14 protein-coding genes are annotated in these 14,775 nt (G+C 37.5%); 7 read left to right on the forward strand and 7 right to left on the reverse strand.

Annotated elements, in window-relative coordinates:
* Positions 1–317 precede the first annotated feature (317 nt).
* Both alsS and budA read right to left on the reverse strand, forming a co-directional pair.
* A complete protein-coding gene (gene alsS / locus GWJ01_RS15580; RefSeq protein ID WP_109393866.1) occupies positions 318–1,997 on the reverse strand; it encodes an acetolactate synthase AlsS in 1,680 nt (559 codons plus the stop codon).
* Positions 1,998–2,064: 67 nt separating this feature from the next.
* The gene (gene budA / locus GWJ01_RS15585; RefSeq protein WP_109393865.1) at positions 2,065–2,892 is read right to left on the reverse strand and encodes an acetolactate decarboxylase; all 828 of its coding nucleotides are present in this window, start codon (positions 2,890–2,892) and stop codon (positions 2,065–2,067) included.
* A 365-nt stretch (positions 2,893–3,257) separates the two neighbouring features.
* Between budA and GWJ01_RS15590 the strand changes: the two genes are divergently transcribed.
* Positions 3,258–4,199 (forward strand): hypothetical protein, encoded by a 942-nt coding sequence (locus tag GWJ01_RS15590; RefSeq protein ID WP_161711274.1) that lies wholly within the window; start codon positions 3,258–3,260, stop codon positions 4,197–4,199.
* Between the two features lie 123 nt (positions 4,200–4,322).
* Here GWJ01_RS15590 and ychF read toward each other — a convergent pair whose 3' ends face one another.
* Both ychF and pth read right to left on the reverse strand, forming a co-directional pair.
* The gene (gene ychF, locus GWJ01_RS15595; protein WP_072064039.1) at positions 4,323–5,414 is read right to left on the reverse strand and encodes a redox-regulated ATPase YchF; all 1,092 of its coding nucleotides are present in this window, start codon (positions 5,412–5,414) and stop codon (positions 4,323–4,325) included.
* Between the two features lie 184 nt (positions 5,415–5,598).
* Positions 5,599–6,183, reverse strand: coding sequence for an aminoacyl-tRNA hydrolase (gene pth / locus GWJ01_RS15600; protein WP_109393863.1), 585 nt, complete (start codon positions 6,181–6,183; stop codon positions 5,599–5,601).
* A gap of 357 nt (positions 6,184–6,540) precedes the next feature.
* Here pth and ychH point away from each other — a divergent pair, with 357 nt between their 5' ends.
* Entirely contained in the window at positions 6,541–6,819 is a 279-nt protein-coding gene (gene ychH, locus GWJ01_RS15605) for a stress-induced protein YchH (RefSeq protein WP_109393862.1), read from the forward strand.
* 236 nt (positions 6,820–7,055) lie between these two features.
* Here ychH and prs read toward each other — a convergent pair whose 3' ends face one another.
* The 3 genes from prs to lolB all read right to left on the reverse strand — a co-directional run bounded on the left by prs (position 7,056) and on the right by lolB (position 9,601).
* Positions 7,056–8,003, reverse strand: a complete 948-nt coding sequence (prs, locus tag GWJ01_RS15610; protein WP_036912921.1) for a ribose-phosphate diphosphokinase — start codon at positions 8,001–8,003, stop codon at positions 7,056–7,058.
* 87 nt (positions 8,004–8,090) lie between these two features.
* Positions 8,091–8,966 carry a 4-(cytidine 5'-diphospho)-2-C-methyl-D-erythritol kinase gene (gene ispE / locus GWJ01_RS15615; RefSeq protein WP_109393861.1) on the reverse strand — a complete coding sequence of 292 codons (876 nt, stop codon included), beginning with the start codon at positions 8,964–8,966 and terminating at the stop codon, positions 8,091–8,093.
* The gene (lolB, locus tag GWJ01_RS15620; RefSeq protein WP_109393860.1) at positions 8,963–9,601 is read right to left on the reverse strand and encodes a lipoprotein insertase outer membrane protein LolB; all 639 of its coding nucleotides are present in this window, start codon (positions 9,599–9,601) and stop codon (positions 8,963–8,965) included. Before lolB ends, ispE begins: the two co-directional genes overlap by 4 nt.
* A gap of 240 nt (positions 9,602–9,841) precedes the next feature.
* Between lolB and hemA the strand changes: the two genes are divergently transcribed.
* Genes hemA through kdsA form a run of 5 tightly spaced genes read left to right on the forward strand, consistent with a single transcriptional unit; the run spans position 9,842 to position 14,768 of the window.
* The gene (gene hemA, locus GWJ01_RS15625) at positions 9,842–11,104 is read left to right on the forward strand and encodes a glutamyl-tRNA reductase (RefSeq protein WP_109393859.1); all 1,263 of its coding nucleotides are present in this window, start codon (positions 9,842–9,844) and stop codon (positions 11,102–11,104) included.
* A 28-nt stretch (positions 11,105–11,132) separates the two neighbouring features.
* A complete protein-coding gene (gene prfA / locus GWJ01_RS15630; protein WP_161711275.1) occupies positions 11,133–12,215 on the forward strand; it encodes a peptide chain release factor 1 in 1,083 nt (360 codons plus the stop codon).
* Positions 12,215–13,063, forward strand: coding sequence for a peptide chain release factor N(5)-glutamine methyltransferase (gene prmC, locus GWJ01_RS15635; protein WP_109393857.1), 849 nt, complete (start codon positions 12,215–12,217; stop codon positions 13,061–13,063). The genes prfA and prmC overlap by 1 nt, the downstream gene beginning before the upstream one ends.
* The gene (sirB1, locus tag GWJ01_RS15640; RefSeq protein ID WP_167392447.1) at positions 13,047–13,856 is read left to right on the forward strand and encodes an invasion regulator SirB1; all 810 of its coding nucleotides are present in this window, start codon (positions 13,047–13,049) and stop codon (positions 13,854–13,856) included. Before prmC ends, sirB1 begins: the two co-directional genes overlap by 17 nt.
* Positions 13,857–13,913: 57 nt before the next feature.
* Entirely contained in the window at positions 13,914–14,768 is an 855-nt protein-coding gene (gene kdsA / locus GWJ01_RS15645; protein WP_109393855.1) for a 3-deoxy-8-phosphooctulonate synthase, read from the forward strand.
* Positions 14,769–14,775: the final 7 nt, after the last annotated feature.

A 14,775-nucleotide genomic window follows, 5' to 3' on the forward strand; every position in this document is an offset into this window, starting at 1 on the left:
TACTTAAATCAAATAAGTAAAAGATTAATTATTTCGCTAATCATTGTTATTTTAGGTTTATTTTTCAAGAAAGAAAAGATTGGACCTGTATCAGGTGGGGCTAGCAAAAATACAGAATAGACTTTATTACTGTTCGAAGGTGAACTTGTAGATATAAATATCCAATCAGGAAAATAAATTTATCAAGGAGTGAGCATAAAAATATTGAAACTCGTGTCACTGAATATTTAAATAAAAACAAACAGTAGCGCTACATTAGAAAGCCCTCAGTGATATTTTATATTGCTGGGGCTTTTATATGATTAGTTTAAAATACACTAAATAATTAAATTGTAATCAATATGTTCCATTAGTTTAGCGTTATCTCGATAGTCAACAGGAATAGCAAGTACTGCTGGACCATCTACAGCTATTGCTTCATGTAAAACAGTACGTAATTGAGAAGCACATTCAACAGAAAATCCTTTAGCACCAAAGGATTCAGCGTAACGTTTAAAATCAATTGCCCCAAATTTTACACCAGAATAACGACCATATTTTTCTTGCTCTTGCATTTCTACCATATTATAAGCGTTGTCCACCCAAATAATATGCAAGATATTGGTATTTAAACGAACTGCGGTTTCTAATTCCATGGACGATTGCATAAAACCACCATCACCAGAAACAGAAATAATTTTATCGGATGGACGAACAAAAGAAGCGCCAATTCCCCAAGGTAATGCAACCCCCATTGTTTGTTGTCCATTTGAAATCAGCATTTGTCTTGCTCTAAAACTATAAAGATAACGAGCGAGCCATATATGAAAACTCCCCATATCAATGCAGAGTGTTACATCGTTATCAATAATATTTTGCATCTCATGGATGATGGTTAAAGGGTGAATAGGAGAACCATGCCGAAAATAACTATTTTGTTGCAGAATTTCTCTTTGGTGACGAATTTTCTCTAAAACCTGACGAGTATTATTTGAGAGTGTAATTTGAGATGCGGATTGCTTAGTAAAATAGTGAGTTAAATTATTAATTGTTAATTTGATGTTGCCTGTTAATTCTAAATCAGGGCAGTAAGCTAAATCAATTTCAGCGGGGATCTCATCAATATGAATAATACTGGCATTATTATGATTCCATAATGACGGCTCATATTCGATAGGGCTATAACCCAGAGTAATGACTAAATCAGCGTGAGATAATAACTCATCACCCGGTTGATTATTAAATAAACCAATACGACCAGCAAATAAAGGAAAATGGCGCTGAGCAATCGCACCTGCTGATTGATAAGTACCTACAATCGGGAGAGGGCAAGTATCAAGTAGCATTTGTAATGCTAATGCATTTTCAGGGTAACTAGCTTGTAGTCCTAATAAAATAACGGGGCTTTTGGCATTCAGTAGTAATTTAACAGCTTCTTGGATGGCATCATTATTTGCACTACCAATATTGGATTTTGATTTAGGTACTAATATTGGGCTACTCACTTCATTATTTAAAATATCCATTGGGAAAGTTAAAAAAGCGGAGCCCGGTCTTCCTGATTCTGCATGGCGAAATGCATTAGCCAAAGTTTCGGAAATTGATTTTGAAGAATCAATTTCAGCACAAAATTTAGTAATAGGATTAAACATGGTAACGGTATCCATGCTTTGATGAACCAGTTTTAATCTATCGGAGGATTTTACTGATCCTCCCAATGCAACTAATGGATCACCTTCAGACGTTGCTGTTGCAATGCCTGTCGCAAGATTAGAGCATCCTGGCCCTGATGTTGCGATAGCTACTCCCGCTTTACCTGTTAAACGACCAACCGCAGCTGCCATAAATGCGGCGTTAGCTTCATGACGAACAACCACTGTTTCAATGCTGGAATCAACAAGAGAATCAAATACACGATCAATTTTTGCCCCCGGAATACCAAATACTTGTTTAATGCCATGTTGTTCTAACTGTTTGACAACTAAATCTGCACCACATTTCCAATGAGGAGTATTCATATAACCTTCTTTGATTTTGCAAGTGAATAAAAAATTGGATTGAGAATAAAATGAAGTGACTTTTAAATTAATTTTCGGCTTTTTCTATTGCTTGATGGAGATTGTCTGGCGTTAAGTTAGCTTGTAGAAAAGCGGATTGGCTGGGTAAATCAATGGTAAGGCGAGAAATGATGCCGATTTGTAATGTGCCCTTTTTTAAGTAGTAATCAAGAACATGACCACCGCCTTGGCGTTGTTGATTAATATAATGTTCATGAAACCCTGCAACATTTATTCCTTGAGTAAATTGTGGTGAGCGAAAACCCGCAATAGTCCCTGTTTCATTGTGAAAGGTAAAAATAGGCTGATTCTCGATAGCCTCTAACATCGGAAGGTAGGGAGGCTCTTGGCGAGGAACGGTGCGTGTTTTAACTAATTCAAATTCGCCTTCAATTCTGATTGCACAAAATAAATTATCGGAAGGAACATATTGATTAATTACATTGTGTATTTCTTTTTGTGATGCACCATAAGAAAAGTGATGTTCAATATCACAATTAAAAAATGTCATTACAGCAAAAGGAGATTTTTGAGAATTTAATGCCTTTCGCGCACTACCATCAGAGCGTAGCTGAAAAACATTACTGTCGAATGCAACTAATTCACCATCAAGTTGATTGAATGTTCCTAAACCAAAATCACCATGCTTTAATAAATCAGCAATAGTGATATCACTGTCATATACACCCGCAATTAAACTACTCATTAATGAATTTTGATAAATAGTACATTCGGGATGATTATTAATATAATTATTTAAGTTGTTTATTATTTCTTGCCCACATAGGCAACCACTCTCTTTATTCTGTTTAATATCGCTATTATCTCGCATGTTATATTTAAGACTGCTATTCATAATAAAACCGATCCTTATTAAATAAAGATAGCCATTGCTTGACTATCAAATTTATTATTAAACCAACACATGAATTTTTCAAATGTTTTAATTGTTATTGAATAGCGTGTGATAGTTGTGTACTTAAAAAATAAGTATAGATTATTTTTTGTTGTGATTTAATAAACCTTATTAACTTAATTCGTTCTGATATTTAATGTGGTTATTGATGGGGTTTATTAAACTCTTTTATATCAAAGTAAAGTTAAAAATAGTTAATTTTATGATTTTAAAATCGAATCATTTGTGTGGGTAAATAAATTTTCCATCATGATTTCTACAATTTTTAGAACGATAAATCTGATTGTGGTAGTTTTATTAAATTAATGACTTTATCTCTTTATCATGATGATGAAAAAATTAGAGAGAAAGCTAGAGTTTTATATAACAGATATCTTGAACTTAAGGAAGTAAAGCCTTTTGTGGGAAAAACTAATTTTAGTAACGGGTGTTATCGTGTTAACTGGGGAAGTAAAGAATATAATAATTACATTTTTATTAGTAAAAATAATGCTATGATAATTAATCATGAAAATATAACTAAAATGCTATTTAATAAATATATGGAGTGTGATGTAAAATGGAATAAGTATTTTAATTATATTAATGAAAAGTATGTAAAAAATAATCATATTAACAATAATTATTTATTTGGTGAGGTTTTTAAAGTTTTCAGAAATAATTATAATATGTCTGTTAATAAAATTAAAATTGATAAGTTTTTATCGTTACTTAAGCTTAGTGACTATCAAAAAAAATTCCAATCAAAATGGATGGGCATACCTACAGCTTCTCAGGAAGATTTTCTTGATACTGAAAAGTATAAAGATATATCAATAATATTTGAAAATTTATTACTCATTCCAGAGGATAAAAAAGAAAAGATTTTACTTAAGCCTGAACATTATGAAGATATTTGTAAGGTTTTTGAATTGACGTCGTTAGATAATAAAGAAAAATCTAAATATTTACTAAGTCTTGCTATATTGTTCATTGATTTTGTATATAATTTTACTTTTGATGTATATATAAAAGAATACTATCAACCTATGTTAAGTTATGCATGTGCATTAATAAATAAAGCAAATGAATTAAATGTAGAATTGATGGGTAATAAATATACAAAATGGATTGATACATTTTCTGAATACAATATGTACAGGTATTCTAAAATTAAAGGTGCTTTACTGAAGATGAAAAAATATGCAAATAAACACTTTGAGCCAATTTATCGAAAAATAGTACCTTTACAGTGGCTAAATCAATAAAGATAAATATTTATTTTAAGAAAAAATGGAATATATATTTTATCTTATTATTTATTAACTAATAGAAAACCACGTATTTGAGTTTTCCTCAAATTACGTGGTTTGTCATTATATGGGAAATATTTAGACGTTGAACAAGAAGTTCATTACATCGCCATCTTGAACGATATATTCTTTACCTTCTGCACGCATTTTTCCTGCTTCTTTAGCGCCTTGCTCACCACCGTAAGTGATAAAATCGTTATAAGCGATAGTTTGAGCACGGATAAAGCCTTTCTCAAAGTCAGTGTGGATTTTACCTGCCGCTTGTGGTGCCGTTGCACCTACAGGAATAGTCCATGCGCGTACTTCTTTAACGCCAGCAGTGAAGTAAGTTTGTAAGTTCAATAATGAGTAACCTGCGCGAATAACACGGTTTAAGCCAGGCTCTTCAATACCTAAATCTTGCATAAACTCTTCACGTTCTGCATCTTCTAACTCAGCAATATCTGCTTCGATAGCGGCACAAACAGGAACAACTACAGAGCCTTCTGCTTCTGCTATTTTGCGAACAGTTTCAAGATATGGGTTATTTTCAAAACCATCTTCATTAACGTTTGCAATATACATTGTTGGTTTTAACGTTAAGAAGCTTAAATAACGAATAGTTGCTTTTTCTTCTTCAGTTAAATCTAAAGCGCGTAACATACCTGCATTTTCTAAATGCGGTAAGCATTTTTCTAACACTTCCATTTCTGCTTTAGCAATTTTATCGCCACCTTTTGCTTTTTTCTGATTACGGTGCATTGCACGTTCACAGGTATCTAAGTCAGAAAGGGCTAATTCAGTATTAATGGTTTCGATATCTTCAGCAGGATCAACTTTACCTGCAACGTGAATGATATTGTCATTTTCAAAACAACGAACCACATGGCCAATCGCTTCAGTTTCACGAATATTTGTTAGGAATTGGTTACCTAAACCTTCACCCTTAGATGCACCTTTTACTAAACCTGCGATATCAACAAATTCCATTGTTGTTGGTAAAATACGCTGTGGTTTAACAATTTCAGCTAGTTTATCTAAGCGAGGATCAGGCATTGGAACAACACCTGTGTTTGGCTCGATAGTACAGAATGGGAAGTTGGCTGCCTCAATACCTGCCTTAGTTAAGGCATTAAACAGTGTAGATTTCCCTACGTTAGGCAGACCGACGATACCACATTTAAATCCCATAAACGTTCACCTTGTCACATAAAAACAACAGGAGGGAGTATTCCTGTTGTGTGCTGTTAAAAAAATTTGGCGCTATTATAGAGCAAATCCCTGTTTGATTAAATCATCAGGGATTAATCGCACAAAAGAAGAGGGGCGTTTTAGCCTCTGAATATTAAAATTACTTAATTTATCAATATAATGATTACGCCTTAAAGCTATGTAAGCGGTTTATTGCTTTCTCATAACCATCACGCATTAAAATGTCTGTGCATGAAAGAGCTTCATCAATAGCGTCATCAATTAATTTTTGTTCATTCATTGGTGGCTTGCCTAATACAAAACCAACAACTTTATTTTTATCACCAGGGTGACCAATACCAATGCGTAAACGATAGAAGTTCGGATTATTAGCAAACTTACTTTGAATATCTTTTAATCCGTTATGACCGCCATTGCCACCACCTAACTTCATTTTGACAACACCGGGCGGTAAATCCAGTTCATCATGTGCAACTAAAATTTCATCAAGCTCGATACGATAGAAATTTGCCATCGCCTGTACCGCTTTACCACTTAAGTTCATAAAAGTTGTAGGTACTAATAGTCGAACATCATTACCGTTCAAATTAATGCGAGCGGTGTAACCAAAGAATTTACTCTCTTCTTTTAGAGATTGTTGATGACGTTGAGCCAATAAATCAACATACCAAGCTCCCGCATTATGGCGAGTCTGGGCATAATCTGCACCGGGGTTTGCTAACCCGACGATAAGTTTAATTTTACTCACAATAGCCTTTCACTGTTATCGTCTTAAAAGAAAGGCCATAGTTTACCTGTCTAAGCTCAGAAGCACAAAATAGATTACATAGAATGTTTTTTGGGAATGATAAGTGGAGGGAATGACTGCTTTTTGATTTAACAAAAAGAGCTAAAATGACAAAATTGGCGTCATTTCCTTCTTTTAAAAGAAAAAAACACATTTTTTGTTAAGATTTGTCAATAAATTTCGGAGCGATGTGATCCCTTCGACAATAACTCCTTAGTATTTATGGCTATAATAACTGCAAAGAACGAAAGGTTATTCGATAGGTTATTTGATGTATTTTGTTGTTGAATCGTCTGACGACGCGCTTGGAGGTGCAACATGAAATATAAACATGCATATGCAATTGGTAATTTATGTATGGCTACGGGGATGATTGTTATGCTCGGTAGTCTCGGTTATACGCTTCTTACTCATATTTTCCCATTAGGACTCCCTGAGTTTTTATCAGATATCTCTTTAATGGGGATCTTTATTGGTGCTTTGGTTTGGTTAGCTGGCGCCCGTATTGGTGGTAGAGAAACAATAGCAGAAAGATATTGGTGGTTACGTAACCATGATGAACGTTATCGTCGTCATGACAATCACCGTTACCCATAATATTATTATCACAAGTAAATATCAGATTAGATAAAAATAATAATGAAGTTAATAACTGATATTAAGTGAATAATAGTTATCATTATGTGTTGTAATACACACCTATAGACCCGTTTAATGATAACGGGTTTTTTGTTGCCTAAAATTCTTATTCTAGAAAAAATAACAAAAAACCCGCTATAGCACAGGCTATAGCGGGTTTAGTTATCTCAAATTGCAATGAATGTTATAACAAATTAATGTTCAAACATCGCAGAAATTGACTCTTCATTGCTAATACGGCGAATTGCTTCAGCTAGCATGCCAGAAAGGGTCAATGAGCGGACTTTATTTAATGCTTTGATTTCTGCTGATAACGGAATTGTATCGCAGACAACCACTTCATCAATAACAGAGCTTTTGATGTTCTCAACAGCATTACCAGAGAAGATTGGGTGAGTCGCGTAAGCAAATACACGTTTAGCACCACGTTCTTTAAGCGCTTCAGCTGCTTTACACAATGTACCGCCTGTGTCGATCATATCGTCAACAAGGATACAGTCGCGGTTAGCAACATCACCAATAATATGCATAACTTGAGAAACGTTAGCACGAGGGCGACGTTTATCAATGATAGCCATATCAGTGTCATTCAGAAGCTTAGCGATAGCGCGAGCGCGAACAACACCGCCAATATCTGGAGAAACAACAATAGGGTTGTCCAAATCTTTTTGAAGCATATCTTCTAAAAGAATTGGGCTGCCGAAGACATTGTCAACCGGTACATCAAAGAACCCTTGGATTTGTTCTGCGTGTAAGTCACAGGTTAAAACACGGTCTACGCCTACACTAGATAAGAAATCCGCAACAACTTTTGCCGTAATAGGAACACGGGCTGAACGAACACGGCGATCCTGACGGGCATAACCGAAGTAAGGAATAACAGCAGTGATACGACCAGCGGAAGCTCGACGTAATGCGTCAACCATGACCACTAATTCCATTAAGTTATCATTAGTAGGTGCACAGGTTGATTGAATGATAAATACATCACCACCACGTACGTTTTCGTTGATTTGCACACTGACTTCACCGTCGCTAAAACGACCTACAGCCGCGTCTCCTAGGCTAGTGTAGAGTCGGTTGGCAACACGTTGAGCCAGTTCCGGGGTTGCGTTACCAGCAAAAAGCTTCATATCGGGCACGAGAAAAACCTCAGGCTTGCGTCCAGAGAGAGATATTGTTGACCAGTAAAGAACGTGTTTATGAACATAAGGTTTGTAAACATCATCTTACGGGTGCAATAACACAGGTATCCTTGAGCGGAATAAATGCAGAGGAGAAATGTTGGCGCCTTGCGCTACAAATCCATGCACCCACTCAGGGGCGTTAACTAACACTTCACTAGCGGCAACTTGTGAGTCGAACTCACCGAACACACAGGCACCTGTCCCAGTTAAGCGTGACGGTGCATATTCTAACAGCCACGAAAGCAGATATTCAACCTCACGAAAACGTTTTCTTGCGATCATTTCACAGTCATTTTCGAACGGAGCCTTTAATAATGCGCCAAGAGAGCGAATAGGAGAATTACGTTTTAATTCTGGATCTGTGAAGATTGTCGGTGTTGGAATGGAAATTCCGGGGTGTGCGACCAAATACCATTGCTCTTTTGGCTCTGCTGGGGTCAAAATTTCACCAACGCCTTCGGCAAACGCGGCATGACCTTTTACAAAAACAGGAACATCTGCACCTAAACTTACCCCTAATTCGGCTAAGGTTTCATCACTTAGACCCGCTTGCCAGTGGTAATTAAGTGCAATTAATGTCGTTGCTGCGTTAGAGGAACCTCCACCTAAGCCACCTCCCATAGGAAGTTTTTTATCAATACTGATATCTGCGCCGTGATACTGCAAAGGAATATTATGTTGGTGGCAATAATCACGAAGTAATTTAGCGGCTTTAATAATTAAATTATCTTTATCTTCTACACCATCAATCGGCGTCAAGATAGTTAACTGGGTATCATCACGAGGTGTAATAGTGAGTGTGTCACCATAATCTAAAAATTGAAATAACGTTTGTAAATTATGATAACCATCAGGGCGTTTCCCCGTGATGTAGAGAAAAAGATTTAATTTGGCGGGAGAAGGCCAACTTAGAGTCATTGCTGTATATCCCAGTTATCCATTTTTAATTTGATAGTGCGTTCACCTTGTTTTAGCTCAAGGCGCTGTGGCAGATTGGGTGTGGTACTTGAATCATAAGCTTGGTAAGTCACAATCCAATCGCCTTCAGGGGCAGGTAATGTAACAGATTTTAGTAAGTGATTAGCATCTAACGTGAAATCAGTTGCGTCACCCGGTAAACCAATGAGCCAAGCACGCAGGTTTTTGAGTGGGATAACCATACCTGTGAGCTGGTAAATCATCTCAGCAGGGTTATCGCTATAATATTTTTTACCATTATTATCGGTAACTTCAATCACACCAGGCATGACATTTAAATCGAGTTCTGTTGTGCCTAAAGGATTAGTAAGCAATAAGCGATAACGCTCATCGGCTCTGTCTTGCCAATAGAATCGGGCATAGGTTTTGTTTGTATCTTCGATATAAGCAAAAGCACCTCGGGTTTCATATTGTGAAATTTGTTTTAATGCTTGTTGGCGAGCTTGCCATTGCACATCGTTATCAGATGCCGAGCCTTGAGTCTTTATCTGATTTAGATTACAGGCACTCAGCAACAACGCCGTTAGCGGGATAAGGCGCAGCAGTTGTTTGGTTGAAAAAAAGCGTGAACGCATAGCTGAGACATTCCTTTAATTCGTTATTAGTTGAAAAAAAGAGTATCATAAACCTTATGATATAACGATATTTCGTTAAATTGTGTATAGAAATCTCCTATCACTCAAGTAAGCTCTTTTATTGAATCTGTTCATCAAGTAGAATGGCGGAAATGAAGAGTCCATACTAAATGCGCTGTTTTAGGTTTACACTAAGTCAAGTCGCGAGGCGGTATTTATTCATAACTCGATATAGTTGATATGACGTTATTAGCATTAGGTATTAATCATAAAACAGCCCCCGTTGCTTTACGTGAGAAAGTCTCTTTTTCTCCCGATACCATGGGTGATGCCTTGAATAACCTCTTACAGCAACCCGCTGTCAGAGGTGGTGTCGTGCTGTCTACTTGTAACCGTACTGAGCTCTATCTTAGTATGGAAGACAAAGAAAATAGCCATGAACAGCTTATTCGCTGGTTATGTCAATATCACCAAATAGAGCCAAATGAACTGAAAAGCAGTGTTTATTGGCATCAAGATAATCAAGCTGTCAGTCATTTAATGCGAGTGGCAAGCGGTTTAGATTCTCTCGTATTAGGTGAACCTCAAATTTTAGGGCAAGTTAAAAAAGCCTTTGCCGATTCTCAAAATTATCACTCGCTCTCTTCAGAGCTGGAACGCCTGTTTCAAAAATCTTTTTCAGTTGCGAAAAGAGTGAGAACAGAGACTCAAATTGGTGCTAACGCAGTTTCTGTTGCTTTTGCGGCTTGTACATTAGCGCGTCAAATCTTCGAATCGTTATCTTCTTTGACTATTTTATTAGTGGGGGCCGGTGAGACAATAGAGTTAGTCGCTCGCCATCTTCGTGAACATCAAGTCAAAAAAATCATTATTGCTAATCGAACAAAAGAACGTGCTCAGCGTTTAGCAAATGAAGTTGATGCTGAAGTCATTACATTATCAGATATTGATGAATGTCTTGCACAGGCTGATATTGTCATTAGTTCTACAGCAAGCCCATTACCGATTATTGGTAAGGGAATGGTTGAAAGAGCGCTTAAAAAACGACGTAATCAACCAATGTTACTGGTGGATATCGCGGTTCCTCGTGATATTGAACAAGATGTCGAAAAGCTTAATAACGTTTATCTTTATAGCGTTGATGATTTAGAAGCGATTATTCAACATAACCGTGAACAACGCCAAGCAGCTGCGGTTCAAGCTGAACATATTGTCCAGCAAGAAAGTGGGCAATTTATGGATTGGCTGCGAGCACAAGGTGCTGTGGGTGCAATTCGAGAATATCGAGACAGTGCTGAAATGTTACGTGCAGAAATGACAGAAAAAGCCATCACATTGATACAAAACGGAGCGGATGCAGAAAAAGTCATCCAACAGCTCTCTCATCAATTGATGAATCGTCTTATTCATACACCAACAAAATCTCTTCAACAGGCTGCCAGTGATGGTGATATTGAACGCCTGAATCTATTACGTGAAAGTTTGGGTATTACCCATAATTAACTTTGTCTAACAGGATCTTAATCTACGAATGAAGCCTTCTATTGTCGCTAAGTTGGAAGCTCTACAAGAGCGTTATGAAGAAATTCAGGCACTTCTGTCAGAAGCTGATGTTATTGCCTCTCAGGAGCGTTTTCGTGCGCTTTCAAAAGAATATTCTCAATTAACTGACGTCACGGCTTGTTTTAGCCAATGGCGAAAAGTGCAAGACGACATTGAAGCATCAGAAATGATGCTTGATGATCCTGAAATGAAAGAGATGGCACAAGAAGAGCTGAGAGAAGCACAAGCATTAAATGATGATTTAGAACAACAGTTACAAGTGCTGTTACTGCCTAAAGATCCTGATGATGAATTTAACTGTTTCCTTGAAATTCGTGCGGGAACAGGGGGAGATGAAGCGGCATTATTTGCTGGTGATTTATTCCGTATGTATAGCCGTTATGCAGAGTCACGTCGTTGGCGTATTGAAGTCATGAATGCTAACGAAGGTGAGCATGGTGGCTATAAAGAAGTTATCGCAAAAGTGGTTGGCGATGGCGCTTATGGTGTATTGAAATTCGAATCAGGTGGTCACCGTGTTCAACGTGTTCCTGAAACGGAATCTCAAGGCCGTATTCATACTTCTGCTTGTACGGTTGCTGTATTAGCAGAAGTACCAGAAGCTGAATTACCTGAAATCAGTCCAAGTGACTTGCGTATTGATACATTCCGTTCTTCAGGGGCGGGTGGTCAGCACGTTAATACCACCGATTCTGCTATCCGTATTACGCATATCCCAACAGGAATTGTGGTGGAATGTCAGGATGAGCGTTCACAGCACAAAAACAAAGCCAAAGCGATGTCTGTATTAGGTGCACGTATTCGTGCGGCTGAAATACAAAAACGCCAAGAAGCGGAAGCTTCTGAACGTCGTAACTTGTTGGGTTCTGGTGACCGTTCTGACCGAATTAGAACATACAACTTCCCACAAGGTCGTGTAACTGATCACCGTATCAACCTCACGTTTTATCGTTTAGATGAAGTAATGGAAGGAAAATTAGATCCATTAATTCAGCCTATTGTAACTGAGTACCAAGCGGATCAACTTTCTGCACTTTCTGAGTTGAATTAATGAATTATGAACAATGGCTGCGTGAAGCAGCCTTGCAATTAATTGAAAGTGACAGCCCTAAACGTGATGCTGAAATTCTACTTGGGTACGTGACACAACGTACCCGCACTTATTTAATTGCCTTTAATGAAACAGTACTTTCGCCAGACGAATTAACACAATTATCGCAATTGCTGACTCGACGTATTAAAGGTGAACCTATTGCTTATTTAGTCGGTGAAAGAGAGTTTTGGTCACTACCTTTAAAAGTCTCACCTGCAACATTAATTCCTCGTCCAGATACAGAATGCCTTGTTGAAAAAGCATTAGAAAAACTACCTTCAGAGCCGACCCGTATTCTTGATTTAGGAACAGGAACTGGTGCTATTGCGTTAGCAATGGCATCAGAACGTCCAGATTGCCATATTATTGGTGTGGATTTTCAACCTGAAGCTGTGGCATTAGCGCAAGAGAATGCGACCAACTTAGCATTAAACAACACAGAATTTATGGAAAGTTGTTGGTTTAGTTCACTCTCTGGGTATCAATTTGGTATGATAATCAGTAATCCTCCTTACATTGATGAAAATGATGAGCATATTCATCAGGGGGATGTTCGTTTTGAACCTTTAACCGCATTAGTTGCTGGTAAAAATGGTTTTGCTGATATTGAGATTATCATTGAAAGTGCTCGTCAGTTTTTAACTGATAATGGCTGGGTGTTACTGGAACACGGCTGGCAACAAGGCGAAGGTGTACGCAATATTTTTATTGATAAGGGTTACTGCTGTGTGGAAACTTTCCGTGATTATGGCGGTAATGAGCGAGTGACAGTAGGTCGTTGGAATTATGATAGAAACCATAGCTGATTACGAATTTAATAAAGCCCCTTTAGTTAAGGGCATGATCCTTATCTCTCAGGCTATTCGACCTGATTTTCCGACCACTTCTGTTGGTTATCAACTAGCGCAGTTAGTTGAACAGGCAGAAGCTGAAATTCCCCAACAAGGAAATACCAAAGAGCAGATAGAAGCACTGCTCAAACTGTTTTATAAACAGTGGCACTTTAGTGGTGCAAGTGGCAAATACTGCCTTTCTGATACGTTATGGTTAGATAAAGTATTAGCAACACACGTAGGCTCTCCTGTTTCACTGGGTTCGATTCTTATTTATATCGCACAAGCGTTAAATTTACCGTTAGTGCCAGTTATCTTTCCTACACAACTTATCATCAGAATAGATATTCCTAATGAACAACCGCTATTTTTAAATCCAATAAATGGTGAATATCTATCACAACATACCTTAGAAGTTTGGTTAAAAGGGAATGTAGGTAGCGCCTCTGTATTATTAGAGGCAGATTTAGAAGAATCAGAATACAGTTCTATTATTCGTAAACTTTTGGATACATTAAAAGTTTCTTTAATGGAAGAAAAGAATATGGAGCAAGCATTAAAAGCGAGTGAAACGGTGTTAATGTTTGATCCTGAAGATCCCTACGAAATACGTGATCGTGGACTTATTTTTGCTCAGTTAGAGTGCAACCATGTGGCGATTTCTGACTTAAACTATTTTATTGAGCAATGTCCTGAAGATCCTATTTCAGAAATGATCAAAATCCAAATTCATTCGATAGAACAAAATCCTATTGTTCTACATTAAAAATTTAAGAAACGTACTTAATTAACACAGTACATTACAAACAGTATAGGGATAAATATGCAACATAAAGTGGTGAATATTGGTGATATCAAGGTAGCAAACGACCTGCCATTTGTGCTTTTCGGTGGCATGAATGTATTAGAATCGCGCGATTTAGCCATGCGTATTTGTGAGCATTACGTCACTGTAACTCAAAAACTGAATATTCCTTATGTATTCAAAGCTTCTTTTGATAAAGCAAACCGTTCTTCAATCCACTCTTACCGTGGTCCAGGCTTAGAAGAAGGAATGAAAATTTTCCAAGAGTTAAAAGAAACTTTTGGCGTTAAAATTATTACTGATGTTCATGAAGCTGCACAGGCTCAACCAGTATCAGAAGTTGTTGATGTTATTCAGTTACCTGCATTTTTAGCGCGTCAAACTGATCTTGTTGAAGCGATGGCTAAAACTGGCGCTGTGATCAACGTAAAAAAACCTCAGTTTGTAAGCCCTGGTCAAATGGGAAATATCGTCGATAAGTTTAAAGAAAGCGGTAACGACCAAGTTATTCTATGCGATCGCGGTAGTAACTTTGGTTACGATAATTTAGTTGTTGATATGCTAGGTTTTCATGTCATGATGCAGGCCTCTCAAGGCGCACCCGTTATTTTTGATGTCACGCACTCACTACAATGCCGCGACCCATTTGGTGCTGCATCAGGCGGACGTCGTGCGCAAGTTGCAGAATTAGCACGTGCAGGGATGGCTGTTGGTCTTGCTGGATTATTCCTTGAAGCTCACCCAGATCCAGATAATGCGCGTTGTGATGGCCCATCAGCGTTACCACTGGCAAAATTAGAGCCTTTCTTAGCGCAAATCAAAGCCATTGATGACTTAGTTAAAAGTTTCCCTGAGTTAGATACCAGCAAATAAAATTGTT

Origin of the sequence: Proteus sp. G2618 (assembly GCF_009915995.1) — a bacterium.
Classification (GTDB): domain Bacteria; phylum Pseudomonadota; class Gammaproteobacteria; order Enterobacterales; family Enterobacteriaceae; genus Proteus; species Proteus terrae.

Bases quoted from the DNA above. Each gene is read 5' to 3' on its own strand.
- ychF (WP_072064039.1), bottom strand. From the start codon at position 5,414: ATGGGATTTAAATGTGGTATCGTCGGTCTGCCTAACGTAGGGAAATCT.
- GWJ01_RS15590 (WP_161711274.1), top strand. From the start codon at position 3,258: ATGACTTTATCTCTTTATCATGATGATGAAAAAATTAGAGAGAAAGCT.
- kdsA (WP_109393855.1), top strand. From the start codon at position 13,914: ATGCAACATAAAGTGGTGAATATTGGTGATATCAAGGTAGCAAACGAC.
- ispE (WP_109393861.1), bottom strand. From the start codon at position 8,966: ATGACTCTAAGTTGGCCTTCTCCCGCCAAATTAAATCTTTTTCTCTAC.
- ychH (WP_109393862.1), top strand. From the start codon at position 6,541: ATGAAATATAAACATGCATATGCAATTGGTAATTTATGTATGGCTACG.
- lolB (WP_109393860.1), bottom strand. From the start codon at position 9,601: ATGCGTTCACGCTTTTTTTCAACCAAACAACTGCTGCGCCTTATCCCG.
- alsS (WP_109393866.1), bottom strand. From the start codon at position 1,997: ATGAATACTCCTCATTGGAAATGTGGTGCAGATTTAGTTGTCAAACAG.
- prfA (WP_161711275.1), top strand. From the start codon at position 11,133: ATGAAGCCTTCTATTGTCGCTAAGTTGGAAGCTCTACAAGAGCGTTAT.
- hemA (WP_109393859.1), top strand. From the start codon at position 9,842: ATGACGTTATTAGCATTAGGTATTAATCATAAAACAGCCCCCGTTGCT.
- prmC (WP_109393857.1), top strand. From the start codon at position 12,215: ATGAATTATGAACAATGGCTGCGTGAAGCAGCCTTGCAATTAATTGAA.
- budA (WP_109393865.1), bottom strand. From the start codon at position 2,892: ATGAATAGCAGTCTTAAATATAACATGCGAGATAATAGCGATATTAAA.